This window comes from Streptococcus infantis (assembly GCF_000963255.1).
In the GTDB taxonomy this organism is placed as follows: domain Bacteria; phylum Bacillota; class Bacilli; order Lactobacillales; family Streptococcaceae; genus Streptococcus; species Streptococcus nidrosiense.
The window spans coordinates 47,672-73,838 of record NZ_JYOV01000008.1 but is presented as its reverse complement, the minus strand read 5'-3'; the positions used below and the strand labels follow the sequence as shown (position 1 = coordinate 73,838).

Sequence of the window (26,167 nt, the reverse complement as noted above, 5' to 3'; positions counted from 1 at the left end):
TCTTGATCGGCTTTCGCTGTTGCTTTAGAACCATCTGGAAGAGTAACCTCTACTGTTGAACCGGCTTCGGCTGTACCTGTAACTGCTGTAGCGCCTGCTGTAACTGGGCTTACACTTGGTGCTGCTGGTGCTGTAACGTCCGCTTGACTGACAGTTTGTGCTGGTGTCAATTTAGCTGTTGAGCCATTTGAGTAAGTTAATGTTGTTGAACCATCATTTCCAACTACTACTGTTGTCGCATCTGGGTTCTTTGTTCTTACTGCTGCTTCTACAGCTTGTTTTTCTGGTGTAGTTAACGCTGACGTATTCTTAACTGGTGTTACTGTAGGTGCAGTTGGTTCAATTTTGAAAACTGAGTCCGCGCTTAGGGTATCTGTACTTCCATCCTTATAAGTAACCTTAACATTCGTACCATCTAAAGTAACACTTCCAATCTTGTCACTGAACGTTGGATTGGCATCTTTAATAGCTTTTTCAATAGCACTCGCTTCTGGAACAGTGTTTGATGTAATAGGTGTTGACGGAGCTACTGCAGTATACTTGAATGTTTGTGGTTTCCAAACAAAGCGAATACGTCCAAGAGCACCTTTATCCATGTTTGCACCAACATGCTCGTATGAGGTGTTACCTGCTGCGTCTTCTGCAAATAGATAACGTGTCATACCAGTTCCATCAGTGTAAGATCCATTTGGAATATCTGCTGTTAATTTAATAATAGCTGGATTTGTTTCTGTAGCTGTTGTTTCTGAACCAAATCTATTTGCTTTTAAATATAAAGCACTTTTCGTTTTACCATTTAAATATCCAGTATCTTCTGTCCCTAAACCTGTACGATTATCTTGAGCAAATACTAAATACGCTTTAGAAATTTTCCCTGAGTTATCAGTAATTTTTAGTTCTATATTATTTTCTTCACCAGAATACACATAGATTACTTGGTTCTCAGCATCATCATAAGGAATGTTGAGAACTGGACGAACTGTTTCTTTTACAGTAACTTTAGTTGGAGTTGACTTGTTACCTGCTTCATCTGTAGCTGTAACACTAATTTGATCATCAGCATTCAAAGCTGAAACTGGGATAGTGAAGCTTCCATCTGCTCCTGCTGTTGTAGATACTTTACTACCATTTGGTAATGTAGCTTCTACTTTAGAATTAGCTTCTGCTGTACCAGTAATACTAGTAGCACCTGCCTTAACGGCGTTTACAGTTGGGGCTGCTGGAGGTGTAACGTCTGCTTGACTGACTGTTTGTGCTGGTGTCAATTTAGCTGTTGAACCATTTGAGTAGGTTAGTGTTGTGGTACCATCTGTACCTACTTCAACCTTAGTTGCGCTTGGGTTCGCTGTTTCTACAGCTTTCTTAACTGCATCTTTTTCTGGTTGTTCCAGGCTTGATGGATTTTTAACTGGTGTTACTTTAGGTGCAGTTGGTTCAATTTTGAAAACTGAGTCCGCGCTTAGGGTATCTGTACTTCCATCTTTATAGGTAACCTTAACATTAGTACCATCTAAAGTAACACTTTCAATCTTGTCGCTGAAAGTTGGGTTAGCATCTTTAACAGCTTTTTCAATAGCATTTGCTTCTGGAACAGTGTTTGATGTAATAGGTGTTGATGGAGCTACTGCAGTATACTTGAATGTTTGTGGTTTCCAAACAAAGCGAATACGTCCAAGAGCACCTTTATCCATGTTTGCACCAACATGCTCGTATGAGGTGTTACCTGCTGCGTCTTCTGCAAATAGATAACGTGTCATACCAGTTCCATCAGTGTAAGATCCATTTGGAATATCTGCTGTTAATTTAATAATAGCTGGATTTGTTTCTGTAGCTGTTGTTTCTGAACCAAATCTATTTGCTTTTAAATATAAAGCACTTTTCGTTTTACCATTTAAATATCCAGTATCTTCTGTCCCTAAACCTGTACGATTATCTTGAGCAAATACTAAATACGCTTTAGAAATTTTTCCTGAGTTATCAGTAATTTTTAGTTCTATATTATTTTCTTCACCAGAATACACATAGATTACTTGGTTCTCAGCATCATCGTAAGGAATATTGAGAACTGGACGAACATTCTCTTTTACAGTTACAGTTGTAGCATCTGATGTGTTGTCAGCAGCATCTGTTGCTGTAACACTAACTGTATCTCCTTCATTTAAACCTGAAACTGGGATAGTGAAGCTTCCATCTGCACCTGCTGTTGCAGTTGCTTTACTACCATTTGGTAATGTAGCTTCTACTTTAGAATTAGCTTCTGCTGTACCAGTAATACTAGTAGCGCCTGCCTTAACGGCGTTTACAGTTGGTGCTGCTGGTGGTGTTGTGTCTGGTTTTGCTTCTACATTAATTTCTTTCCAACCAACTGGACTTGAATATTTATTTTCTTTAATATTTGAAATGACCTTAGCTTTACCTGCTTGGATTTTATCCTTCATTTCAAGAACAACTGTATCAAAGAAACCATCACTAGAGTATGAGGTAACAACTGCTTTTGATTCATCTTTTGAAGTCCATGCCCCAGGAATTGAATCGCGTTTAATAGCTACTTCACTTCTACCATTGTTAGCATTAGGGTAATCAAAGTAAGTAATTCCTGCATCGTGAGGCACTTTTAGTGTAACTGTCGTAGTTTCCGCAACAATACTTTGTTGATCTTTTGATTCTGTTGAAGGAACTACACTTGATTCACCAAGCGCAACATCTACTGCTGCTTCTTCACTTTCACTGACACCTATTTTTTGTGTAACTACTAAACTATTTTTTGGAACTAATTGATCTTGTGTCGTTACATTACTATTTAATCCAGTTGGAAGTGTCGCTGTCCACTTACCGTTACTTTCTACTGTTACGTTGTCTACAACTGTGTTTCCTGCAACTTTAATATTAATAGTTGCACCAGGTGTTCCTGTCCCTGATAATGTATTATCAGTTGATTTAATACCTCCATTTCGCAGCATACCACCATCTGAAGGTAATGTTTTAGTTACCTCTGGAGTAGGTACTGCAAATACATACTTCAGTAACTGTCCACCACTTCTAAGTGTTACAGTGTTAGCTCCCGAGTTATATGTTTCTGCTCTATCAGAATTAACTTCCTTAAGTGTATATCCTTTTGCTTTTATTTTCGAAATAGCTTTTTGTACTGCTTCGACATTACTCAAATTAATAACTTGATCTCTATCTCCTGGGATCGCACTACTTGCTGCGAGCTCATTACCCGCTTCATCATAGAAGGCAACTTGTACAATTTGTGGTGCTGTAAACTCAAATTTTTCGATTTGTACACGTTGCAAGTTAGTACCAGAACCTGTACTTCCTAAGAATGACAACGCATAAGTTGCATTTGAGTTGTTAAGAGCAGTCTTAGCATTTGGTGCCATGACTGAAGCATTTGCAGTCTTCAAATTAGTTGACCATTTTTCATAACCATAAGTTACAATGAACTCTTTTGATTGACCTTTATATTCGATTTTAAAGTCTACCCATTGACCATTTGGTTTTGGATTTAATGCCTTCGCATCACCTACAGTCGTTACTCTTCCTGCAGCATTTGATGAGTAGAAGGCACCAAAAGCATTACTTCTCCATGCATTACCACCATATTTAGGGTCCATTGGCGCATTGTGGCTAGCATTTGGAGTAGTTGTATTATGCCATGAGTCAAGTTTGAAGCCAAAGGCGTTTTTAATAGTACCCATACCGATGGAAGCACCAGATTGACCAATAGTATCTACATTCCCTGTATGGAAAACGAAACCGACTCCATCTCCACCATCTCGACCATTTACTTGATGTCCTTCATATTTATCACCAATATCTACCTTACCAGTAAAGGTAAAGTCTTCCTTAGGATCGATTTTGAAACGAAGATAAGCACTACCAACTTGACCTCCTACATCATCTGTCAACTTAATCGTGCCAGAAGTTTCGTCATAACTTGCATTACCACCTTCTTTAAAGAAACTATCAAAGTTATCTTTTGTCACTGTAACACGATCAAGTCTCGATTCATCAACTGCACGTGATGTTCCTTCAGTAGTGGCGCGTTTGTTTCTGACTTTAGGAGTTGCTTCAGATGCTGCTTCCGTTGTTGTTTCAGCTGCTACTTCAGTCACTTCTTTGACACTTGATACAGCTTGAGTCAAACGTTCAACACTTTGGTTGATTTGATCTTGGCTTGCTGAACCGTTCGCAACTAATGCTTCTGCTTCTGCAATTGCAGCTTCGACCTCAGCCTTAACTGAAGCATCTTGACCTTCCAAACTTTTAGCTTTAGCTTGTGCCAAAACAGCTTCTAATTGAGTTTTATCAACTGAAACTTCCTTTGATTCAGCAGTTGCATCCACTGGTTCAGTCGCAACTGGTTCAGTCGCAACTGGGCTAGTTGCAGCTGGTGCCACATAGGTCGGTGCCTCTGTAGTAGGTTCTGCTTGTGCTGCTGAAGTTGTAGTTTCTGCCTTAGCTTCTACACTGTCAGCGTGGACTGCTGGAGTAGCTAAAGTTGCTCCAACAGCAAAAACAAGCGAACAACCAAACAAGAAATGTTTTCCTTTTTTAATCATTCGCCAGTTCTTTTGTTCCGCATTTTTACGGTTAAAATACATCGCGTATCTCCTTTTTTATTTTTGTAATATTGTATTTCACATACAGAACCATTATAACTTATTCGCTTTCAATATTCAAATTATTTGTTTTATTTTTTAAAAAAGGTCTATTTTATATAAATACATATGCTTGGTATCCTTTTCAACCTATAAATACAAGTATTTTTGATGTAAAAATAAGATTGATTAGTCCTGAAAAACATTGAAAATAGTGATTTTTTTATCAATTTTTATTTTATGCGTTTTTTAAAAACTTATTTTTATTTTATTTGCGATTGTTTACATATTTTTTACAAAAAGGATTTATATCAGATCTAAAAACATTTTAGTTTCTATTTTCTAAAATAAGAGAATATTCACTCCATAAAAAAGGCGGTGGGACAGAAATCGATAGACCAAAGTCTCGATTTCGTAGTCCCAGCCCCGCGAGGATGATTAGAAGCTTTTTGGAGTCTAATACTCAATGAAAATCAAAGAGCAAACTAGGAAGCTAGCCGCAGGCTGTAGCTGAGTACGGCAAGGCGACGCTGACGTGGTTTGAATTTGATTTTCGAAGAGTATAAAAGACGAACAAAAAGTTCAATCATCTACCGCGTCAAAGTTTGATTCCTAATAAAAAAATGAGGTCGGGATCTTTTGTCCCAACCTCCAGTATATAAATTTATTTTACTTCAAATCCTTCTGCGACTGCGTCCGCAAAGTTTTCTTCTACGATGCTTGCGCAGTGGTCACAGATGGTTGCGTTATAGCTACGTTCTGCTGTACTTGGATCTATACGACGGCAACGATCACATACTTCACCTGCAGCGCGTTCAACTGTGAAGGCTACATCTTCGAAGCTAACTGCGCCTTCTGGAGCTGGTCCTTCTGCGATGGTCAATTCTGAGACGATCAAGAGTTGAGCTACATTGCTATCAACAGCTCCAAGAAGAGTTTTCACGACTTCGTTTGGATAAACTGTCAAATGAGCTTCAAGGGATTTACCAATTACTTTGGCATTACGAGCTTCTTCCAAGGCTTTTTGAGCTTGACCACGGAAGTCCATGAAGGCTGCCCATGTGTCCAAGATTTCCTCTTGGTTAGCAAAGGTTTGAGCTTCTGGCAATTCTGACAATTGAACAAAGTCTTCGGCTTCAAACTCAAGATATGACCAGATTTCTTCCGCAGTGTGAGGAAGGATTGGAGTCAAGAGTTTGGTGATTTTTACAAGGATATCGTAAAAGACAGTTTGCATTTGACGGCGTTCCAATGATTTGGCACCTTCGATGTAGACAACGTCTTTGGCAAAATCAAGGTAGAAGGCTGACAAGTCAACGTTGATAAAGTTCACTAGTGCTTTATAGATTGTCAAGAATTCAAAGTTGGCATAAGCATCACGAATGGTCTTAACAAGCTGGTTAAAGCGGATGGTCATGTACTTATCAACAGAACGAAGTTCTTCGTAAGCCACTGCATCCTCAGCTGGGTTAAAGTCAGATGTGTTAGCAATCAAGAAACGAAGGGTATTACGGATCTTACGGTAAGTCTCAGAGACTTGGCTCAAGATATCCATAGAGATACGCACGTCGTTGCTTGAGTCAACACTTGTTACCCAGAGACGCAAGATTTCAGCACCAAATTGTTTCTCAACATCGCTTGGAGCAATGGTATTTCCAAGAGATTTAGACATCTTCTCACCTTTACCGTCAAGGGCAAAACCTTGTGACAAGATTTGTTTGTATGGTGCTACACCATGGTTGGCAACAGATGTGATGAGTGAGGAGTTGAACCAACCACGGTATTGGTCAGAACCTTCAAGGTAGAGGTCAGCTGGGTATTTGAGTTCTGGACGGTTAACCACAACCCCGTTCCACGAAGAACCTGAGTCAAACCAAACGTCCATGATGTCTGTTTCTTTCTTGAATTCACCATTTGGTGAACCTGGATGTGTAAATCCTTCTGGCAAGAGGTCTTTAGCATCACGTTCCCACCAGATGATGGAACCATGCTCTTCAAAGAGTTGAGCTACATGCTCAATCGTTTCAGATGTCATGATTGGTGTGCCGTCTTCAGCATAGAAGATCGGAAGTGGAACACCCCAAGCACGTTGACGAGAGATAACCCAGTCACCACGGTCACGAATCATGTTGTAAAGACGGACTTTACCCCATTCTGAATGGAATTTCACTTTTTCAATTTCATCCAAGATTTCTTGACGGAATTTAGATACAGAAGCAAACCATTGAGGCACTGCACGCCAGATGATTGGTTTTTTCGTACGCCAGTCAAATGGGTATGAGTGAGAGATTTCTTCTTGAGCAAGAAGGAGGTTGCCTAGTTTCTCGATAACAGTTGGAACCACCTTGTCATAGAATTGACCTTCGAACTCAGCGCCAGCATTAGGCATCATGATTCCGCGTTCGTTAACTGTCACAGCAACTTCAAGACCATTAGCCACACCAACATTGTAGTCGTCCTCACCAAAACCAGGAGCTGTATGGACGATACCTGTACCAGAGTCAGTTGTAACGTGGTCACCAAGGATAACGAGTTCATCTACTGCAGTATCCCATGGGTGTTCTGTCACGATATGGTTCAATTCTTGGCCACGATAAGTCGCCAAAACTTGAACATCAGTCCAGCCAAATTTCTCAGACAAGCTGTTCAACAATTCAGCAGCAACCACAAACTTACGAGTTTCACCAGCAGGTTGAACCAAAACGTAGTCAATATCCGCACCAACAGTCAAACCACGAGAAGCCGTGATAGTAAATGGAGTTGTTGTCCAAACAACGATGTAAGTATCAGTGTCTAACACACCTTTGCCATCCTTGACCTTATTGGCATAGTAAAGTGATGTTGAAACCAAGTCATGGTATTCAATCTCTGCTTCAGCAAGAGCTGACTCAGATGACCATGACCAGTAAACTGGCTTGGCACCACGGTAGATATAGCCCTTGTTAGCCATCTCGCCGAAGACACGAATTTGCGCTGCTTCATAGTCAGGGGTCAAAGTTACATATGGATTTTCCCAGTCACCAGAAACACCTAAACGTTTGAAGTCTTCGCGTTGTTTATCTACCTGAGAAAGGGCATATTCACGGCAAAGTTTCAAGTATTCAACCAAGTCCATCTCTTTGCGTTTGACACCTTGTTTGGCCAAAACTTGCTCGATTGGTAGTCCGTGTGTATCCCAACCTGGGATGTATGGTGCGTAAAATCCTGACATAGACTTAGAACGAACAATGATATCTTTTGAAATCTTGTTCATAGCATGACCAACGTGGATATTTCCGTTAGCGTACGGAGGTCCATCATGAAGAGTGAAGTGAAGTTTCCCTTCATTCAACTCTTGACGACGTTGATACAATTTTGCTTCTTCCCACTCTTTTTGCCACACTGGCTCTTTGGTTGGAAGTCCTGCACGCATTGGGAAGTCAGTTTTCCCTAGATTTAAAGTTTCTTTGAGTTTCATGATATCTCCTTTTTTATATAGACAAATTAAAAACCACGACTCGCTAAAAAGGACGAAAATCGTGGTACCACCTTTGTTCGGAAAAAGAACTAGTCTTTCTCCCTCTTTTCCCGTAACGCGGGGAACGTCAAATCTTACTAACTTCAGACTTGATAACTTGAGAGGATAATCTCATCAACAGGGATTGTAGGACTTCCACCATCTCCTACTCGCTGAAAATATGTTAAATTAGATCTTGTTCTCAGATTTTCTTTCTTATAAAAGATTAATAGATTCTGTCAAGGGTGTTTGTTGAGAATCTTCTTGGCTTGAAGAATCAACTTCTTCTACTACTGAGCTAGCAGTAGCTGGCTTTTCTTCTTTTTGTGATTCAGCCAATTCTCGATTAGCTGCTTCAATGCGGGCTTGGAGCTCTGCTACTTCCTCAGGTGAAAACTGACGGGTCATGTCAATCGGCTCTTCATCCTGATAGGTAGAAACATCTTCACCCAAAACTTCTCCAACAACTTCTTTAAAGGCTTCGTCACTTGTTTGAAGGTAAGTTGCTGTCGGGCGCAAAATTTCTTCCCAGTCAGAAGAGTCTACAATAGCTAATTGACTCTCAATCGTAGATTTCAAACGTTGATGGAAGACACGGCTCTTATTCTTCAATTCTTCCGTCTCTACAGCAACCTTCTTAGCATTATCTGTAGCTTGACGCAAGATTTCATTAGCCTTATACTTAGCCTCATCAAGCAGACGCTGGGCATCTTGTTCAGCCTGTTTAAGGATATTTTGAGAGCGTTCATTAGCAGCTTGTTTGACACGTTCTGCAGTATCTTGAGCAATCAATACAGACTGGCTCAATGACTCCTTAATCTCATCAAAATAAGACAAACGTTCCTCTAAATTTTTAATGTGTTGTTCTTTTTCATGGTTACTACGAACAAGTGTTTCATAGTCACGAACAACAATATCTAGAAATTCATCAACTTCTTCAGGATTAAAACCTCTGAATTTGGTACTAAAGGTTTTATCCTTGATTTCTAACGATGTAATTGGCATATTTTCCCCTCACTTACTTAATAATAGTTGAACTATCAATTTTTTCTTATCTTTTTTAGTCTGGCCATTTTCTTTGAGTAAGATCATTCGTCCAAAGCGTCTGACACTTACTAAATCACCAATCTGAACCTGATAATCAGATTTCTCAACCAGATGGTAATTTACCTGAACATATTTTCTTTCTAATAAATCGGCTGTCTGGGAGCGAGATAATTTCAGAACATTCGATAAGAAGGCATCCAAGCGCATGCTCGGAACTAAAACTTCTCTTTCCTGATAGTCATTTTTGGATTCTAATAATTCTTCAAAAGGCCTTACTTCTAGTTTTACAGGTAATCTAGCAACCTTTTGAATTCCATCCTGGAAGAGGGAAACAAATTTCCGGTCCACAATGATTTGCGCTCTATTCTCCGTTACTAATATATCACCAAATAACTTGCGATCAATTCCCAGACGATTCAGAACGGTTCCTAAAATCTTGGAATGAGTCAATTGGTCAAACTTACTAGAATAAACAATCTCGAGTAATTCCATTTCAAAATCCGCCAAAGTCGGTATGAAATAATCTGGTGCAAGAAGCACACGACTATACTCACTAGGCACAAAATCATTGCTTGAAAAAACTTGAATCCCATGATGATTCCCCAATGTCTTTAAAATAAAGACCTGATGGGGATTGATAAAGGGAGTTAGGATGGGAGCGTAGTGCTCTTCGACCTGCCTAAGCCACTCCAATCCTTTATCAATGAAAGGAATATCCTCGACTGAGAAATGCTGATAAATCTCTTTTCTCATGCTAGTATATAAAGAAAACGGATCAAATAGTTTCCAAGTAAATGAACTAAAATGACAGCCACCCAAACTGAAAAATCAATACCACCAATACTTAGGGGCAGACGTCTCAAGGGTTGAAGGATCGGTTTGACTAAGCTAGTCAACAAACGACCTAGTGCTGTATCATAGGCATTGGGAAACCAAGATAATAGAGCAAAAGCTACAAGTATCCATGAATAGATAGTTGCAGCATTCTGTATAAAACGAATTAGAAAAATCATTACTTCACTCGATTTCTCTTCATGTCAAAATCAAACTCTTCACCGTGAGAACCATCAGGCAAGCGAATGTCTTCAATATTAACCACAACTCCTACTGGTGTCAAAAGGTACATAGTATTTGCAACCTTTCTCAATTCACCAGCCAGCACATGGCGAGCTCCATCTAAGTAATCTAGACAACGACGCGCTTGTACTTCAGTCATATATTGGAAATCAATTAGAATACTTTCATTTCCTGTTAACAAATCAACAATATCAGTTGCATCTTCGTAGCGGCGAGGATAACGAACAGCAATGATTACCTTTTCTGCACCTCGGTGACTCTGCATCGCCAATTCTTGTTGACGAGCGTGAAGACGGGTAATATTTTTTTCTTTCGAATTCACTTGTGAAGATTGTGGTAACTGTTGAGCTCGTGGAAGTTCTTCCTTTGGAGCCGAAACTGAAGTTAAGGTTTGTTCAGACTTTAACTCAGCAACGTTCGGTGCCACCTCTTCTCCATCTTCAGTGAAATAATCTATAAACTTATCAAATTTATCTTTTAGTGACATGGTTATTTCCTATTTAAAAAATGCTGTACCGATTCGAACGAAAGTTGAACCACATTGAATCGCTTCTTTGAAGTCTCGACTCATACCCATACTTAGTTCTGTCATCGGCATATTGGGGAGATGTTTTTCTTGAATGGTTTTTTGCAATTCTTGCGTTTCTTTAAATATCTCTAGCAATTCTTGACTAGTTGCTTCAAATGGAGCCATGGTCATCAGACCTACATACTCAATCTGGTCTAATGCTGAAAGTTCGGGTAAGAGGGCTAACAATTCTTCTTTCGAAAAACCGTGCTTACTTTCTTCCTGAGAAATATTTACTTGCAAAAAGCACTTAATCTTGTGGTCCGCTCGTTTTTGAATTTCCTGAGCTAGCTTTAAGGAATCTAAAGCATGAAAATAATCCACATAAGAAATCACTTCCTTGACTTTACGTCTCTGTAAGGTTCCAATCAAATGCCAGGTAAGATTCTTATCACTTAGAGCATGATACTTGTCAAGAAATTTATCAACACGGTTCTCACCAATGTGTTGCACTCCTTGCGAAACCAAAGCTGAGGCTGTTTCAACATCTACATATTTGGTCACCGCAATCACAGAAACCGAATCGTTTTCACGACCGGCTTCCTGAACTGCATTCGATATCTGTTGAAAAACAAGGTTCGTATTTTCTTTTAAATTCATCTTCATTAACGATTTTTAAAGAATGGTGGTGTTTCCAACTCATCTTCATCTGTTGCCGCTGGAACTTCAAAGCGTTCCACTGGAGAAACAACTGGTTCTCCTTGACGAACAATAGCATCGCGTCTCAAGTCCCAGTCACCGAAGGCTGATGTCTTTGGTGCTTCTTGACGGCGATAACTTGGAGTTGGAATTTCTGCTGTATCAGCCATATCAAAATTACGATCGAAAGTTTGTGCATGGCTAGTTCGAGCAGGTTCACGATGTGTTGCTTGGCGTGGCTGAGCAGTTACAACTTTCTCAACTTTATCCTGACGTACTCCTGTCGCAACAACAGTCACGCGGATTTCGTCTTTCATTGTCTCATCAATAGATGTTCCAAGCCAGATGTTAACGCCATGACCAGCTGCTTGGTTAACAATTTCTGATGCTTCTTCAGCTTCAATCAAAGTCAAGTCCAAACCACCAGTTACGTTAACAATAACATCCTCAGCTCCATCGATAGTTGTTTCAAGAAGTGGTGAGTAGATTGCTTTACGAGCAGCTTCTACAACACGTTCTTCACCGCTACCGATACCAATCCCCATAAGGGCATTCCCTTTATTGGCCATAACAGTTTTAACGTCTGCAAAGTCCAAGTTGATCAAGCCAGGATTTGTAATCAAATCTGTAATCCCTTGAACACCTTGACGAAGAACGTTGTCTGCTTCACTCAATGCTTCAAGAAGTGGAGTCTTCTTGTCAACGATTTCTAGCAAGTTGTTGTTTGAGATAATCAAGAGTGTATCAACATGTTCACGAAGTTCGTTAATCCCTTCGATGGCAAATTGTCCACGTTTGCTTCCTTCAAAACCAAATGGACGAGTTACAACACCCACTGTCAAAGCACCAAGACCTTTTGCAATACGAGCGATAACTGGTGCAGCACCTGTACCAGAACCACCACCCATACCAGCAGTGATGAAGACCATGTCCGCACCGCTGATCGCTTCTGTCAATACTTCTTCGCTTTCTTCTGCAGCTTTACGACCAACTTCAGGTTGACCTCCTGCACCAAGTCCGCGAGTCAATTTAGGGCCGAGCTGGATAACTGTCTCAGCTTTTGTACTGCTCAAAGCTTGTACATCTGTGTTGGCTGCGATAAATTCAACGCCAGAAACGCCTTCGTCAACCATACGGTTGATGGCATTTCCACCACCACCGCCGACACCGATTACTTTAATTACTGCACCTTGTGCTGCTGCTGTATCAAATGAAAATGTCATATTTATATTCCTCTATTTTATTCGTCAAACATGCTTCCAATCAAGCTACGGAAACGATCCGTTAATTTACCTTTGCTCTTTTCTTCTGATTGAAGTGGAGCTACTGGTTCAACAGATTGAGTTGCTTCAGGCTCAGGAGTTGTCACTGTATTAAATACTGGTCGTGGAGAAACAGGTGCAACTGGTTGCGCTGAACTTCTAAAGTCAATCGGTTGGTGGCGTAAACTTTCGTCACCTCGAATTGCTCGTTGGGCCAAAATATTCACTTCAGTAAGACTACCAGCGAATTCTGACAAGCTGATGACATGGGCAAAAGCAGGATTGCGAATACCTACTTGATTTGGTACGAATAACTTAACGCGTACTCCAAATACTTCTTGGGCCAATTCAACGACACCTGGAAGAAGAGCATTTCCACCAATCAAGACAATACCACCTGGCAAGTCTAATAGGTGACGTCTTTCCAAGTCTTGCTTAATTTGCTCAAAAATGTGCTTGATTCTTGCTGAAATAATCTCAGCCAAGTATTCTTCAGTCACTTCAACTGGTTCAACTTCACCGATCACTTCAACTTGGAAAGTTTCCTTGCTAGCTAGTGGTGGATAAGCTTCACCGTAGTTCAATTTTAGACCTTCTGCAATTTTCTTAGAAGTCTTGAGAACTTTTGAAATGTCTTTTGTGACATAATCGCCACCCTCTTGGTTGACATTTGTATATTGAAGTTCTTGGTTGCGAATAGTGGCAACAGTCGTTTGACCACCACCCATGTCGATAACAGTCGCACCAAACTCACGTTCACCTTCATTCAAGACAGAGTGAACCATTGCAAGAGGTGAAATAATCACGTTATCGACTTGAATGCCTACACGCTCAACAGTTTTACGAAGATTGTGGAGGATGGTACGTGGGCCAGTGTACAAGAGACCGCGCATTTCCAAACGCACACCCATCATCCCGCGAGGATCACGAATTCCTTGGAATCCATCAACAACAAATTCCTCTGGAATAAAGGTGATAACTTCACGGTCTGGAGTCATACTTTTAGTCAAGGCTGATTTGACAACATTTTCGACATCTTGATCCGTAATTTCTCTTGTATCTGATGTCACTGGAATCATGCCTTGAGTTGGCTCCACTTGTAGCAAATTAGCTGGCAAACCAACGTTTACAGACTTGATTGAAATTCCTGCTTTTTCTTCTGCTTGAGAAATTGCAGACTTAATAGCAGTCGCTGCTGCTTCGATGTCAACGATAATCCCATCTTTGACACCTTTACTTTTGGCATTGCTTACGCCAATTACATTTACTTCACCATTTACAAGCTCTGCAACCAACACTTTAATAGAGCTAGTCCCGATATCTAAGCCTGTAAAAAAACCATTTCTAGTCATTACACTGCGTCCTCTCTATCTTCCCAGTTTCACACTTCTATTTTTAATAGCTACACCAAGGCATAACTACTCACAGAATATTATAACACAAAAAATACATTCGTGCTCGAATTTTCTAACATTTAAACAAGCTTTTTCTTGAATTTTTATAATTATCCGACGATTGCATATACGAGTAAACAAAAAAAGAAAGAGAATCTCTCTTCTCTCTTTCTGTATACATTTTGGCCTCCAGCAAGGCTATTTTTCAAGGTCTTGTTTGTAAAATTCTTTCAAGGCATCTTTCCAAGTTGGAATGACAAATCCAGTTGCTTTGGCTTTGGTCAAACTCATCGTTGAGTTTAGTGGACGTTTAGCTTTGGCAGGAAATTGGCTCGAGTCTACTGGCTTGACTTCGACATCTGTATCCTTCAAAATTTCAACCGCAAAGTCATACCAAGTTGTATCTTCTGTCGCATCATTTGACAAATGATAATAACCAAATTCCTTGCGGTTTTCAGCTAGGAAAGTCATGAACTCGGCCAAGGTACGTGTCCAGGTTGGTCGACCATGTTGATCATTTACAACTGTCAAAGTCTTATGAGTTTTAGCAAGATTTTGCATCGTGAAGACAAAGTTTTTACCGTAATTTCCAAAAACCCAGGCAGTACGGATAATATAGAAGTTTGAAACGTATTTTTCTACAATCTCCTCTCCCATACGCTTAGTACGACCATATTCCGTTTGAGGATCTGGTTTGTCATCCACTTCCCACTCTTGTCCAACTGGTTTCTTACCGTCAAATACATAATCGGTAGAGATGTAGACTAGAGTTGCACCATGCTTTTCGGATGCTTTGGCGACATTTTCTGTCCCCGTAACATTGATGGCAAAGTCCAATTCTTTCCCTTCATCCTCTGCTGCATCAACAGCTGTGTAGGCTGCACAGTGGTATACTAAAGTCGGTTTCACCTCTTCAAAAACTTTCTCAACCATTTCTGCATCGGTAATATCCATCTCAGCCACATCAACCGCAACGTATTCTTCATTACGCTCATCCAACAAATAACGAAGTTCCGTTCCTAATTGGCCATTTGCCCCTGTAATTAAAATCATTTTTCTTCCTTTCAACTGATTTACAATTCTTCGGTATAGCAATAAAAAGCAGAAAGTCTCTGCCTTTTATTTTTCAAGAACCTCTTGTGTTTTAGCGTAGTTGGCTTCAACAGCTTCTTTTTCTCCCTGCCACCATTCTTGGTTATCTTTGTACCATTGAATGGTTTCTTTGAGACCTTGTTCGAAGTTGGTGAATTCTGGTTTCCAGCCCAACTCATTACGGAGTTTGCTTGCATCAATCGCATAGCGAAGATCGTGTCCTGCACGGTCAGTCACATGATCATAGGCGTCGGCAGGTTGTCCCATTTCCTTAAGGATTAGTTCCAAAACTTCCTTGTTGTTCTTCTCACCATCAGCCCCAATCAAGTAGGTTTCACCGATTTGCCCTTTTGTCAAGATTGTCCAAACACCTGAAGAATGGTCATTAGTATGAATCCAGTCACGAACGTTCTTACCTTCACCGTAAAGTTTTGGCTTAATTCCACTTAGGATGTTGGTAATCTGACGTGGGATAAATTTTTCAATGTGTTGATAAGGACCGTAGTTATTTGAACAGTTAGAAATCGTTGCCTTGACTCCAAATGATCGTACCCAGGCTTTGACAATCAAGTCTGAAGCTGCCTTAGTTGATGAGTATGGAGAGCTTGGGTTGTATTTGGTATCAGCGGTAAATTTCTCACCTGGACCTTCACCATGACCTGGCAAATCCTCACGTAGAGGGAGATCCCCATAAACTTCATCTGTCGATACATGGTGGAAGCGAATATCATACTTACGAGCAGCTTCTAAAAGAGTATAGGTTCCGATGAAGTTAGTATGGATAAATGGTGATGGATCATTGAGCGAATTGTCATTGTGACTTTCCGCCGCATAGTGCACAATAGCATCTGCTTGAGCTGCTAACTTGTCTACCAAGTCCGCATCAGCAATGTCACCAACAACTAACTCAACACGATCGCCTAAAATTTCCTCAATATTAGCGCGGTTCCCAGCATAAGTCAACTTGTCCAAGACTGTCACATGAACATCTGGAAAATTATTATAAACATAGTGGACAAAGTTGGAACCGATAAAACCAGCTCCACCCGTCACGATAATTTTTTTGTATTCAGTCATATTCTTTCCTTTTTACAAATCTTCTTTTTTCAAAGGTTTTACATCCTTAAGTAGCGGATGATTTTTATCTGCTTCTGAAACCTCTGCTTCTGCAAGATTTTCCCATTCAATACCAAGGCTCGGATCAGCGTAGTTCACAAAGGCATACTTGGGTTTGAGTTCAAGAGCCCAATAATCATTGACCAGATAACTATAAGAAACTGTATCTGATAGGACTTGAAAGCCATTGGCCACTCCTCGAGGAACAAAGATTCCCTTGCTAGCATCAATGACTGTCTGATAGGTATTCCCAAAGGTTTCGCCCTCGCGTAGATCAACCCAAGAACCCAGAACTTTCCCACCATCTGCTACAGAGATGTACTTATCCCAAGGTTCTGCGTGGAGGCCACGGAGAACATGTTTGCGTGAGAAGGATACATTGTTTTGCAACTTCCCTTCTGCAAAGAAAGACTCTGGAAAGCCAAGTGGAAGCATTTTTTCCTTTTGGAAATTTTCTTTAAACCAGCCACGATTATCACCATGAACGGGGATATCAAACTCCAACATACCTGGAATTGCATCAACCTTGCGTGCTGCAAGCGTCTTACCGAAAAAATTATCTGTCATCTATGCTTCTCCAATCAAACGGAGCAGATACTGTCCGTATTCATTTTTCTTAAGCGGTTGAGCTAAGGCCAACACATCTTCTCGACTGATATAGCGCATACGGTAAGCAATTTCTTCCAAGTTTGCCACCTGAACATTTTGCATCCGTTGGACTGTTTCGATGTACTGTGAAGCCTCTAGCAAACTTTCATGAGTGCCAGTATCCAACCAAGCAAAGCCCCGTCCCATAACCTCAACGGATAAATCTCCGCGATTTAGGTAAGCCTTGTTTACATCTGTAATTTCCAATTCCCCACGAGAGCTTGGTTTTATATTTTTGGCAATTTCTACTACATCATTATCATAGAAATAGAGGCCTGTAACTGCATAATTTGAACGAGGGTGTTCTGGCTTTTCTTCGATAGAAATAGCGTTCATGTCATCATCAAACTCAACAACACCAAACCGTTCTGGATCCTTCACATGGTAGCCAAACACAGTTGCTCCTGACTCCTTGCTTGCGGCCTTTTGTAGCATCTTCGAAAGGCCAGGACCATGATAGATATTGTCACCCAAGATCAGAGCAACGCTGTCATCGCCAATAAACTCTTCCCCAATGATAAAGGCTTGTGCCAAACCATCTGGACTCGGTTGCTCCGCGTAAGAAAGTTTAATCCCGAACTCAGACCCGTCTTGAAGGAGCTCTTTAAAACGAGGCAAATCTTGAGGAGTTGAGATTATCAAAATATCCCTAATCCCAGCCAACATCAATGTTGAAAGTGGGTAGTAGATCATCGGTTTATCATAAACCGGCATCAGTTGTTTTGATGCAGCTCGAGTCAACGGATATAAACGTGTCCCCGAACCACCTGCGAGAATAATACCTTTCATACTATAGTCCCTCCTTTTTAAATTTGTTTTCATGAGTTATGTTTTACTTAGTTTGAAAAAAAACATAATAGACAGCAATTTATTTTTTAATCTTTTATTGCTTTGATTTCATTCACTTTAAAAAATTATCCTAATATTAAATCAAGAATCGCTCCATAAATAATTGGTAATAAATTCATGAAATATCCTTATAAAAAATTTGATTTAGAAATCTCTTAATTGTACTTTCTTTAAACAATGCCAATAAGAAAAAATATACTCCAAAATATAGGAAACTAGATACAGCTAAATTTAAGAAGCTATTAAAATTCTCTATAATATTTTGTATTACTATTAACAGTATGCCCGCACAAATTGATGAATAGGCTACTTTTTTGATTGAATTTAATGAAATATTACCCATTAATTTATTACGAGAAAAATAAAATTGAACAACCATTTGGACTGTTTCTGCACAAAGAGTTGCGATTGCACCTCCGATAATTCCCCAAATAGGCATAAGCAACAAATTTAAACATAAATTTACTATTGCCCCTATAGAAACTGCTCTCATAAAATATTTCTCATTACCAGTAGGGATCAATATCTGATTACCTGTAATATTGGAAAAACCTGATATTATCAAGATCGGCATTAATATTTGCATTGCTAAAACTGCCTGAATATACTGCTCTCCACCTAACAATAATATACTCTCTTTCGCTTTTATCATAAAAAAAATTGTTAGAGGAATTGAAATCATAAAAATTATTGTAGATGACTCCCTCAAAATATTATTAAACTTCGTTTCGTCATATTTATTATTATAAAATGATAATCTGGGTAATAAAACTGAACTCACTGAAGTAACAACTGATAATAAAATCCATTTTACTTTTGATGCGATTGAGTAAATACCTACCGCGTCATTACCTTTAATAATTCCTAACATCACAGAATCCAAATTTATATAAATATTAACTGCAAGTAACGAAGCAAATAAATACCACATTGGTTTTAGATGATATCTAAATTCTAAATCCCTTCTCAAATTAAAATTAATGTATTTTCTACTCTCCAAAATATTTATAAAATTGGAAGCCAATGTTGAAAACAATGTTATCACAGCATATAGAATATAATCGTCTTTACTTTTAACAAATAAAAAGGTTAATATCAATGAAACTAATTTAAAAAATATTGAACGTTTTGTTATATATGAATACTCTTCTATTCCACTATAAAACCAATTCAAATTAAAAGGAGAGGACAAAATAGTAATACATGTGATTATTAATAAACCTTTTTCTGAACTTAACTGCTCTAATCGGAAACTCATTAAAACAAGGAAGAACGTCACTATAATAGACATTACACTATTAATAACTATCAATTCTTGGAATATTTTAGTTATCTTATCTTTATGATAACGATCCTTTGCAATCACTCGAATCCCATAAGTTGAAATTCCAAGCGAGGCGACTAAAACACCATAAGAACCAATAGATGAAAAAAAAGAGATTGCACCTATTCCTGACGGATTCAGAATTCTAGAAATATAAGGAAAAGTAATTAATGGAAACACAATATTTGTTAGTGTTAAAATAATATTTAAAATAGCATTTTTCTTTATTGATTTTTCTTTCATGCTCATCAAATATCCCCTACTATTTTTATTTGCAGTGTTTTAATCAGATATACAAAATATCCGTAAATATCCAATATAGGGTTTAACAATCTATTCTTTCCATACGCTTTATATATATAATCTAAAAATAAAAAATTTCTATTTTTCCAAAAATTTCTTACCTTATTATCACTATTCCTTTTAGTAGATTTTATAATACCAAAATTTTCTTTTGCTGCTCTATCTAATTTTTTTATACTTACTGAAAGCCTTGGTAAATAGATGCAATGTTTTTTTAATGATAAATTAGCTATTTCGTTAAATAATTCATCTGGTGTTACTAGTGATTCATTGAACAAATCTAAAATTTTCTCAAATGTGTTGAAAAATGTAATCTGAAATTCCTCAGAAAATCTATAAATTTCTATATGATTTTCATCTGTATCCAATATTGGTAGCCCAACACCATTCATAGTTTCATATCTAACTGTCGGTCCATGATCTGCAACAAAAATTCTTTCATAAAATAAATATTTATAATTAAATAAGTTAAAAAACTTTGTTTTTTGGGGATCGTCCGTAAACAATATTCCCGTCTTATTCATACTATTTGTAGTAGAATACCGTTGAAAATTCAACCCCATATAATACCCTTTTATATTTAAAGATGGAAAAGCTTTTTGAATATTATCTTGTATCGTGCCTTTCCAACCAATATCTACCATATTTATTGTAGAATTGTCATTCTCAACTCCTACAGACTTTAAATATTCTCTAAAAGAATATTTTTCTTCTTTACAGTTCAAATCATAAACATCTTTAAATAATTTATTTTGTTTTAATTTGTTAATAATAGATTTATCTGATACTTTGTCTGTTTGTTTAATTTCTGTTTGCTTAGAAATATTGTTAATATCATTATCGGAAAAATTTAAATTAATCAAAAAATTTTCTAAAGTAATTTCAGGAAATTGTCTAAAAATAACTTCAAAATCTTCATCCTCAATATTTTTAAATGATGGATATAGCGTTGATTTTCTAGAAACATAAAAATAATGTGAGTTAATAAGCTTTAAGTTCATTTTTTTTTGATAAAGATCAAATAATTTTTTTATAAAAAAACCTTCTCTTGCACAAAATAATATATCACTAGCTTTGTTAACAGATAATTCTTTGTATAACTTTGAAATAAAATAAAGTATTTCAGGTATATAGAGATTAAATAAAGATTCAGTACAAGCTTGAGAAACAACATTATTCATCGCTTTCACAATATCGTTAGGACTCACAGTCACATGTGAATCTGAATAAGATTTATGATAAGAATCTATTCCTAGTTTTTTTGGAACTTTTACATCAGAATAAATATTATCACCAATCATAAGTAAATTTATAGGTTTACAGCTCAATTCATTGATCACATATTCATATAAATTTCCTGATGACTTACGTAACCCAATTTCACTTGAAATAAATATTTTAGAGAAATAATTTCTAATCCCTAATGAAACCATTATTTTTTCAATTAGCTTTTTATCAGAATAAAAATCTGAAATTAAAATTATTTTTTTCCCATTTTGTTTTAAAAATTCAATAAAATTAATTGTATCTGTATCAATACTAATATGTCTTAATTCTATTTCCTCTTCACACGTTCTTGCATAAATTAAAAAATCTTCAAGATTATAGTCGGTAACATCTGACTTCAAACGACTTAAAATAGTATAAAAAACAAGTTGAAGTAATCTTTCATATTTAATTTCTTCCAATTGTTTTTCTTGCTTCTCATGTATTTCAGATTTTTTCCTAATTGAATAAATTTCTGTAGCAGATATTTTGAAAGAGAAATAAATAGAAATTTTTTTAGACCATTCAAATAAAATCACTTCAGGATGACAATTTCTATGGATAGTTGTATCAAAAAAATCAAAAGCAATATATTGCTTATCCTTCCATCTAACCTCTTTATTTAAATTCATCCAATCACACTCCATTCCTCTGATGTAATAATTGTTCTCCATGCTCCAATGCGCAAATCATTATTACTAATATAAAAGTACCGTCCGCATTCCAATACCAAAGAATAATATTATAGGCTACAATTAGTAAAGAAATAATATACATCACTTCATAAGTGTATTTATTTTTCAACTCGATATCTGTCTCGCCAGTATTGTAAACTTTATTTCTTGGCATAATTAAAAACCTCTTTATCATATCAACCTATCATCTGTTTGTTTTAAATTCGTTAACACCTTCCTTATAAAATTTAAGTAATTCACTAAATGTATAAATCCCCCCCCTATTTTTGAAAGCTTGTATATATACTCCTACCTCACTTATAGAAGGGAAATTTGCTGCTAATAAAGCACCTTTATCTTTATAATATTTTCTATCATATCCTTTAAACCATGTAGAAGAATCTTGTTTCATTGTAGAAACAATAATAGGTGATTTATATACCCGTAATCCTGCCTTGATACAGTCCTGAATAAATGTTACGTCCTCTCCTGCACCGTATTTTGCTCCCCCCCCAAATAAAAGAGAAAACGTTATGTTATTATGCAATATCTTTTCTCTCCTGGCTGTAATTCTAGCACCACCAAACTTAACACCTTCAAACCTATTTATACGTCCAAAATTATTAACCTGATAAGGCATTCGATCTTCATTAAGACATTTATTTGAAAAAAGAATTACATCAGCTTCTGGATGTTTTTGATATTCTAATAATACGTCTTCATAATATGTATCTGTAAAAATCATATCGTCATCAGCAAATTGAATAATATCAGCATCCGATCTCATGAAACCTGTGTTTCGACTTAAACCAATACCTCTTTCATTGAATTCATACCATTTTACAATCGAATTTTTCAATTTCGTCTCATGGTAAGAAAATGAGTTTGATTGATTTATGATAATTGCATCAGATTTTATATTCATTTTCTCTATCAGACTGTCATCCTGTTGATTCATTGTTGATACAATGAGTTGATACTTCATATCTAAACTCCTTTATTAGCCATTGCCAAATAATATCTCTAATTTTTTTGTTATGGTTTTATTTAATGTAGTATGCTGCAAATTTTTATTAAAAATCAGCTTAAGTCTTGCCTTTAGCGATACTTTAGAATCAATAACAATTCTACATATATCTTGATTGTTAGAATCTATATATTTTTTATAAACCTTTAGTAAACACTCTGCTTGATCGTACATACTAATCGTTCGCTTTTTTGTTATTTCACTAATACGATCTTTTATAACATTTAGTACATTTTGCTTAGCTGACACCATTCCAAATATATTATCATCATGCATTCTATATTTCATTGATGGAATTTCGTCGTAAATTATCGTTCCACCTATCAGTGCACATAAACAAGTAATCAAAGAATCATGCATAATAAAAGTATCAGGCACATCATTCTCCTGAACTATCGAAGCTAGCTCTTTATTAAATACAGATGTACATCCTTGTGCACAACTAGCAAGACAAAGAATAGATTCAAGAGTATAGTTCGGCCTCTTCCTATGTGTGTTACGACCTATACTATTTAACTCTGAATCAACTAATTCACAATTAGAACAATAAAGTGCTGGCCCAGTATATTTGGAAAGACTCCATATACCTTTCTGTAATTTATTATGATTCCAAACATCATCTTGATCCGAGAAAGCATAATAATCATATCCCGGATTATCACATAACAAAGAAATAAATCCTCTTGCCGCCCCCTTATTCTGGCCTTCTATAAAAATAATTTTCCCACTATCAACATACTCTCTAATTATATTTTTAGTATTATCTGTTGAACCGTCATCTCTAATAATTAGAGTAAAATCAAAATCTTCTGTATCTTGGTTGAGAATACTTTCAATTTGCTCTTTTATATATTTTTCGCCATTATATGTGGCCATAAGTATTGCTAATCTCTTAATCATTTCCCCCATCCTTTAAAATAACTATCTGATATATATTCTAATTAGAACTGTTTTCATAACTCAAGGTGTAACTTGATTCAAAAAGTAACATAACTAATGCAATGTATGGGAATCTAGGTGCATCAGTGATTATCAAATTAATACAAGAAAACATCAAAAAAACTATAACTAGCTTCATTAATAAATCATACTGAGCTGGAATTCTAATCGTATTATCTTTGATTATCTTCAGGCTTGTATAAAACCAACTTATTAACCAAATTAGCCCGATAATCCCACTTCTAAACATAAGTCCAATCAAACCTACATCGCTTGGATAATAACGTCCTAATGGACCGGTAACAATAGAATGGGTTTCATAATATGGACTAGAAGAAATATATCCCGCTCCCAATAAGTAATGAGTTTTAAAATACTCTATATAGTATTCTATCGTAAAGAATCTAATTTGAACCCCATGATCACTATGAATTAAATTTTTGACTATTGGTATAAAATATTCTGCAGAAACAAAAGTAATAATTATAGATATCAAAAACACAACCAAAAACTTAAGTTTTTTCTTTATATTTTTTTTTAAAACAGGAATCATCATAAGTGTTGATAAAATATATAAATTAAGTGTCCTTGTTTTAATAATATACACTAAATTTATAGCTGTGAGAGCTATATTTAGAACATGGAAAATGCGTCTATTTCTCTTTCCACCTTTACTAAAAACAATACTACAGGAGATAAAAAAACTAAGAACTATTATTGTTTCTCCAATTATAAATCTAGGAGTACCATTTCTAAGTTTTTCAAATACACTTATATTTAGAAAATCAAATCCTCTTTTTGCAAAGAACATTTCAATACAAGCAATTAAATTGCATATAACACCGGCAGCAGAAATAGTACGAAGGAATAATGAAGTGTCTTTTATTGACTTTATCATAGGTCGGAAAGCTAAAAATATCATTATTGGAGTAATAGTATATAAACTCTCTTTAAAGATTACAATAGCAGGGAGCCCTTTTCCTTGTGCAGCAATAAGTCCTGAAAACCACATTACAATACTCAGTATTATTGTCCCTTTATAATATGTTTTATCAATTCTAATACCATTACATACAAATACTATTATTGATAATAAGCATGATGTTATAATCATAAAATCATATATATAGATATTTGTATACCAATAATTTGTCCCATAAAATGCCGTAACACATAACATAAGCATGAAAAACATTATACTTTTCTTTTTTATTACAAGTCTTCTATTCATAAAATCTCCGTCAATCATTACTTTTCCTATTTGAAACTCTAATATTTTTCAATGAATCTCTGTAATTAGCAAATGTGTACTCCATCCGCGTTCTGTTTGCGGGTTACATCCATTTACCATATGTACATACCCTAATCAATCCATTCCACGGAGTTCAATATATCCAAACAAATACAGTTTCCCCTTCTCTATAAAATTCCATCAGTGGAATCTCTATCTTTCTATGTACTCTCATAATATTCATAACAAAAGATACTCTCGCATGTTTTTAATATATAGTTCTAACATTTCCATTGATAATATAGTGTCGTTTTTTTAATGAAAATTCTCTCCATCTTCTATAAAAAACTTCTCCAAAATCCCCCTTGGATAGCTTATATCAAAAATTGACTATCTTTTTCTTCGTATTCTTTAATAATTGCTCTTATTTGATCACTATAATTGTCATCACGAATCTATAGTTTCCATGCTGGAATGGTTTGAAAACGGATACTTTCCAACTGTTCACGTATAAATTCTTCTCCATTGTATGTTGTCATCATGATTAAAACACTATCATTTTTCACTTGATAACTCCTTTAAAATACTAAATGTGTGCTGGAAGCCTACTTCAGCAGAAAATAATCCTTGCCATCCTAAACCTTCTAGCTTATCACTCCTAAGACTAGCATTCTGCATAGGATTAGTCTGTTTAATATCTTGATTGCTAGGAACAGCCATGGTAAGTTTCACATTGCCAACTCGAGAAACTATTTCAGCCATCTGTTTTATAGTAACAATTGAATTTGGATTGGAAACATTATAAGCTTGCCCTGACTCACCCGAAAGGAGAACACTTAGAATAGCACTGGCACAATCCAAACTATAACAATAGGATCTTAACTGACTACCTGTACTTTTCATGACAATATCACGCCCAGCAATAGCTTCTGTCATAAAAAATGATGATACACGATTATCAGAGTTCTTGGCACTAGGACCATAGATATGTCCTGGCCTTACTATCATTATTTTGATTCCATACTCGGAAGCAAAACTAGCACAAAGTGTTTCAGTAGCTCTTTTTGAACTGGCATAAGAAGACCGTACGCTAAGATGATCAACAGTTCCAATATAATTTTCGTCCAAAGGATTATTACTAGTGCTAATTCCATAAACTTCACTAGATGAGATATAAACTAGATTTGAAACTTTAGAATTTTTGGCGTATTCCAGTAGATTATACATGCCCAGAAAATTACTAGCCATTGTTTCTACAGGCTGATTCACATATAATTCAGGACTAGCAGGACTAGCAGCATGAATAATGTAATCCACTGCAAAATCAAAGTGAGGTACTTCAGTCGCATCATAGAACACAAAGTGTAAATACTCTGTTTGTCTACCAAATCGTTTTTCTAATGACTCAACCTTTCTTCCACAACAAAAAATTTTAATGTTAAAATTCCTTATTTCATTTAGCAATAATAACTGGTCAATGACACTTGAACCAATCAAACCAGAAGCTCCAGTAATTAAAATTGACTTGCCATTCAAATCATTAATATTGACGATTGTTTCTAGAGAAGATTCTACATCTTGTCTATATATTTTATTTAATAATAATGTCAT

The 26,167-nt window shown here is 36.6% G+C and carries 20 protein-coding genes; all 20 read right to left on the bottom strand.

Annotation, left to right across the window (positions count from 1 at the left end; genetic code table 11):
- A partial coding sequence (locus TZ96_RS03195; RefSeq protein WP_045762853.1) for an Ig-like domain-containing protein occupies positions 1–4,607 on the bottom strand: 4,607 nt, incomplete at its 3' end.
- A 661-nt stretch (positions 4,608–5,268) separates the two neighbouring features.
- Positions 5,269–8,061, bottom strand: coding sequence for an isoleucine--tRNA ligase (ileS, locus tag TZ96_RS03190; protein WP_045762852.1), 2,793 nt, complete (start codon positions 8,059–8,061; stop codon positions 5,269–5,271).
- 255 nt (positions 8,062–8,316) lie between these two features.
- A complete protein-coding gene (locus tag TZ96_RS03185; protein ID WP_045762851.1) occupies positions 8,317–9,105 on the bottom strand; it encodes a DivIVA domain-containing protein in 789 nt (262 codons plus the stop codon).
- A gap of 9 nt (positions 9,106–9,114) precedes the next feature.
- Complete coding sequence (locus tag TZ96_RS03180) at positions 9,115–9,900, bottom strand: RNA-binding protein (RefSeq protein ID WP_045762850.1); 786 nt, start codon at positions 9,898–9,900, stop codon at positions 9,115–9,117.
- Entirely contained in the window at positions 9,897–10,160 is a 264-nt protein-coding gene (locus TZ96_RS03175) for a YggT family protein (protein WP_000576492.1), read from the bottom strand. Before TZ96_RS03175 ends, TZ96_RS03180 begins: the two co-directional genes overlap by 4 nt.
- Positions 10,160–10,711, bottom strand: coding sequence for a cell division protein SepF (locus TZ96_RS03170; protein WP_045762849.1), 552 nt, complete (start codon positions 10,709–10,711; stop codon positions 10,160–10,162). Before TZ96_RS03170 ends, TZ96_RS03175 begins: the two co-directional genes overlap by 1 nt.
- Before the next feature lie 9 nt (positions 10,712–10,720).
- Positions 10,721–11,392, bottom strand: a complete 672-nt coding sequence (locus TZ96_RS03165) for a YggS family pyridoxal phosphate-dependent enzyme (RefSeq protein ID WP_045762860.1) — start codon at positions 11,390–11,392, stop codon at positions 10,721–10,723.
- A gap of 5 nt (positions 11,393–11,397) precedes the next feature.
- Positions 11,398–12,654, bottom strand: coding sequence for a cell division protein FtsZ (gene ftsZ, locus TZ96_RS03160; protein WP_045762848.1), 1,257 nt, complete (start codon positions 12,652–12,654; stop codon positions 11,398–11,400).
- A gap of 17 nt (positions 12,655–12,671) precedes the next feature.
- Entirely contained in the window at positions 12,672–14,045 is a 1,374-nt protein-coding gene (ftsA, locus tag TZ96_RS03155) for a cell division protein FtsA (protein ID WP_045762847.1), read from the bottom strand.
- A gap of 240 nt (positions 14,046–14,285) precedes the next feature.
- Complete coding sequence (gene rfbD / locus TZ96_RS03150) at positions 14,286–15,140, bottom strand: dTDP-4-dehydrorhamnose reductase (protein ID WP_045762846.1); 855 nt, start codon at positions 15,138–15,140, stop codon at positions 14,286–14,288.
- A 66-nt stretch (positions 15,141–15,206) separates the two neighbouring features.
- A complete protein-coding gene (rfbB, locus tag TZ96_RS03145) occupies positions 15,207–16,256 on the bottom strand; it encodes a dTDP-glucose 4,6-dehydratase (RefSeq protein ID WP_045762845.1) in 1,050 nt (349 codons plus the stop codon).
- A gap of 12 nt (positions 16,257–16,268) precedes the next feature.
- Complete coding sequence (locus TZ96_RS03140) at positions 16,269–16,862, bottom strand: dTDP-4-dehydrorhamnose 3,5-epimerase family protein (RefSeq protein WP_045762844.1); 594 nt, start codon at positions 16,860–16,862, stop codon at positions 16,269–16,271.
- On the bottom strand, positions 16,863–17,732 hold the full coding sequence (rfbA, locus tag TZ96_RS03135) for a glucose-1-phosphate thymidylyltransferase RfbA (protein WP_045762843.1): 870 nt from the start codon (positions 17,730–17,732) through the stop codon (positions 16,863–16,865). It abuts the gene before it with no gap.
- Positions 17,733–17,907: 175 nt separating this feature from the next.
- Positions 17,908–19,359, bottom strand: coding sequence for a flippase (locus TZ96_RS03130; protein WP_045762859.1), 1,452 nt, complete (start codon positions 19,357–19,359; stop codon positions 17,908–17,910).
- Between the two features lie 5 nt (positions 19,360–19,364).
- Complete coding sequence (locus TZ96_RS03125; protein WP_045762842.1) at positions 19,365–21,317, bottom strand: HAD-IA family hydrolase; 1,953 nt, start codon at positions 21,315–21,317, stop codon at positions 19,365–19,367.
- A 4-nt stretch (positions 21,318–21,321) separates the two neighbouring features.
- Positions 21,322–21,534, bottom strand: coding sequence for a hypothetical protein (locus TZ96_RS10765; RefSeq protein ID WP_045762841.1), 213 nt, complete (start codon positions 21,532–21,534; stop codon positions 21,322–21,324).
- A 30-nt stretch (positions 21,535–21,564) separates the two neighbouring features.
- A complete protein-coding gene (locus TZ96_RS03115) occupies positions 21,565–22,344 on the bottom strand; it encodes a glycosyltransferase family A protein (RefSeq protein WP_052696547.1) in 780 nt (259 codons plus the stop codon).
- 15 nt (positions 22,345–22,359) lie between these two features.
- A complete protein-coding gene (locus TZ96_RS03110; RefSeq protein WP_052696545.1) occupies positions 22,360–23,286 on the bottom strand; it encodes a glycosyltransferase family 2 protein in 927 nt (308 codons plus the stop codon).
- A 37-nt stretch (positions 23,287–23,323) separates the two neighbouring features.
- Positions 23,324–24,574: a hypothetical protein gene (locus TZ96_RS03105; RefSeq protein ID WP_045762840.1), complete on the bottom strand. Its 1,251-nt coding sequence runs from the start codon at positions 24,572–24,574 to the stop codon at positions 23,324–23,326.
- 537 nt (positions 24,575–25,111) lie between these two features.
- Positions 25,112–26,167 (bottom strand): NAD-dependent epimerase/dehydratase family protein, encoded by a 1,056-nt coding sequence (locus TZ96_RS03100; protein ID WP_045762839.1) that lies wholly within the window; start codon positions 26,165–26,167, stop codon positions 25,112–25,114.

Bases quoted from the DNA above. Each gene is read 5' to 3' on its own strand.
- ileS (WP_045762852.1), bottom strand. From the start codon at position 8,061: ATGAAACTCAAAGAAACTTTAAATCTAGGGAAAACTGACTTCCCAATG.
- TZ96_RS03185 (WP_045762851.1), bottom strand. From the start codon at position 9,105: ATGCCAATTACATCGTTAGAAATCAAGGATAAAACCTTTAGTACCAAA.
- TZ96_RS03180 (WP_045762850.1), bottom strand. From the start codon at position 9,900: ATGAGAAAAGAGATTTATCAGCATTTCTCAGTCGAGGATATTCCTTTC.
- TZ96_RS03175 (WP_000576492.1), bottom strand. From the start codon at position 10,160: ATGATTTTTCTAATTCGTTTTATACAGAATGCTGCAACTATCTATTCA.
- TZ96_RS03170 (WP_045762849.1), bottom strand. From the start codon at position 10,711: ATGTCACTAAAAGATAAATTTGATAAGTTTATAGATTATTTCACTGAA.
- TZ96_RS03165 (WP_045762860.1), bottom strand. From the start codon at position 11,392: ATGAATTTAAAAGAAAATACGAACCTTGTTTTTCAACAGATATCGAAT.
- ftsZ (WP_045762848.1), bottom strand. From the start codon at position 12,654: ATGACATTTTCATTTGATACAGCAGCAGCACAAGGTGCAGTAATTAAA.
- ftsA (WP_045762847.1), bottom strand. From the start codon at position 14,045: ATGACTAGAAATGGTTTTTTTACAGGCTTAGATATCGGGACTAGCTCT.
- rfbD (WP_045762846.1), bottom strand. From the start codon at position 15,140: ATGATTTTAATTACAGGGGCAAATGGCCAATTAGGAACGGAACTTCGT.
- rfbB (WP_045762845.1), bottom strand. From the start codon at position 16,256: ATGACTGAATACAAAAAAATTATCGTGACGGGTGGAGCTGGTTTTATC.
- TZ96_RS03140 (WP_045762844.1), bottom strand. From the start codon at position 16,862: ATGACAGATAATTTTTTCGGTAAGACGCTTGCAGCACGCAAGGTTGAT.
- rfbA (WP_045762843.1), bottom strand. From the start codon at position 17,732: ATGAAAGGTATTATTCTCGCAGGTGGTTCGGGGACACGTTTATATCCG.
- TZ96_RS03130 (WP_045762859.1), bottom strand. From the start codon at position 19,359: ATGAAAGAAAAATCAATAAAGAAAAATGCTATTTTAAATATTATTTTA.
- TZ96_RS03125 (WP_045762842.1), bottom strand. From the start codon at position 21,317: ATGAATTTAAATAAAGAGGTTAGATGGAAGGATAAGCAATATATTGCT.
- TZ96_RS10765 (WP_045762841.1), bottom strand. From the start codon at position 21,534: ATGCCAAGAAATAAAGTTTACAATACTGGCGAGACAGATATCGAGTTG.
- TZ96_RS03115 (WP_052696547.1), bottom strand. From the start codon at position 22,344: ATGAAGTATCAACTCATTGTATCAACAATGAATCAACAGGATGACAGT.
- TZ96_RS03110 (WP_052696545.1), bottom strand. From the start codon at position 23,286: ATGATTAAGAGATTAGCAATACTTATGGCCACATATAATGGCGAAAAA.
- TZ96_RS03105 (WP_045762840.1), bottom strand. From the start codon at position 24,574: ATGATTGACGGAGATTTTATGAATAGAAGACTTGTAATAAAAAAGAAA.
- TZ96_RS03100 (WP_045762839.1), bottom strand. From the start codon at position 26,167: ATGACATTATTATTAAATAAAATATATAGACAAGATGTAGAATCTTCT.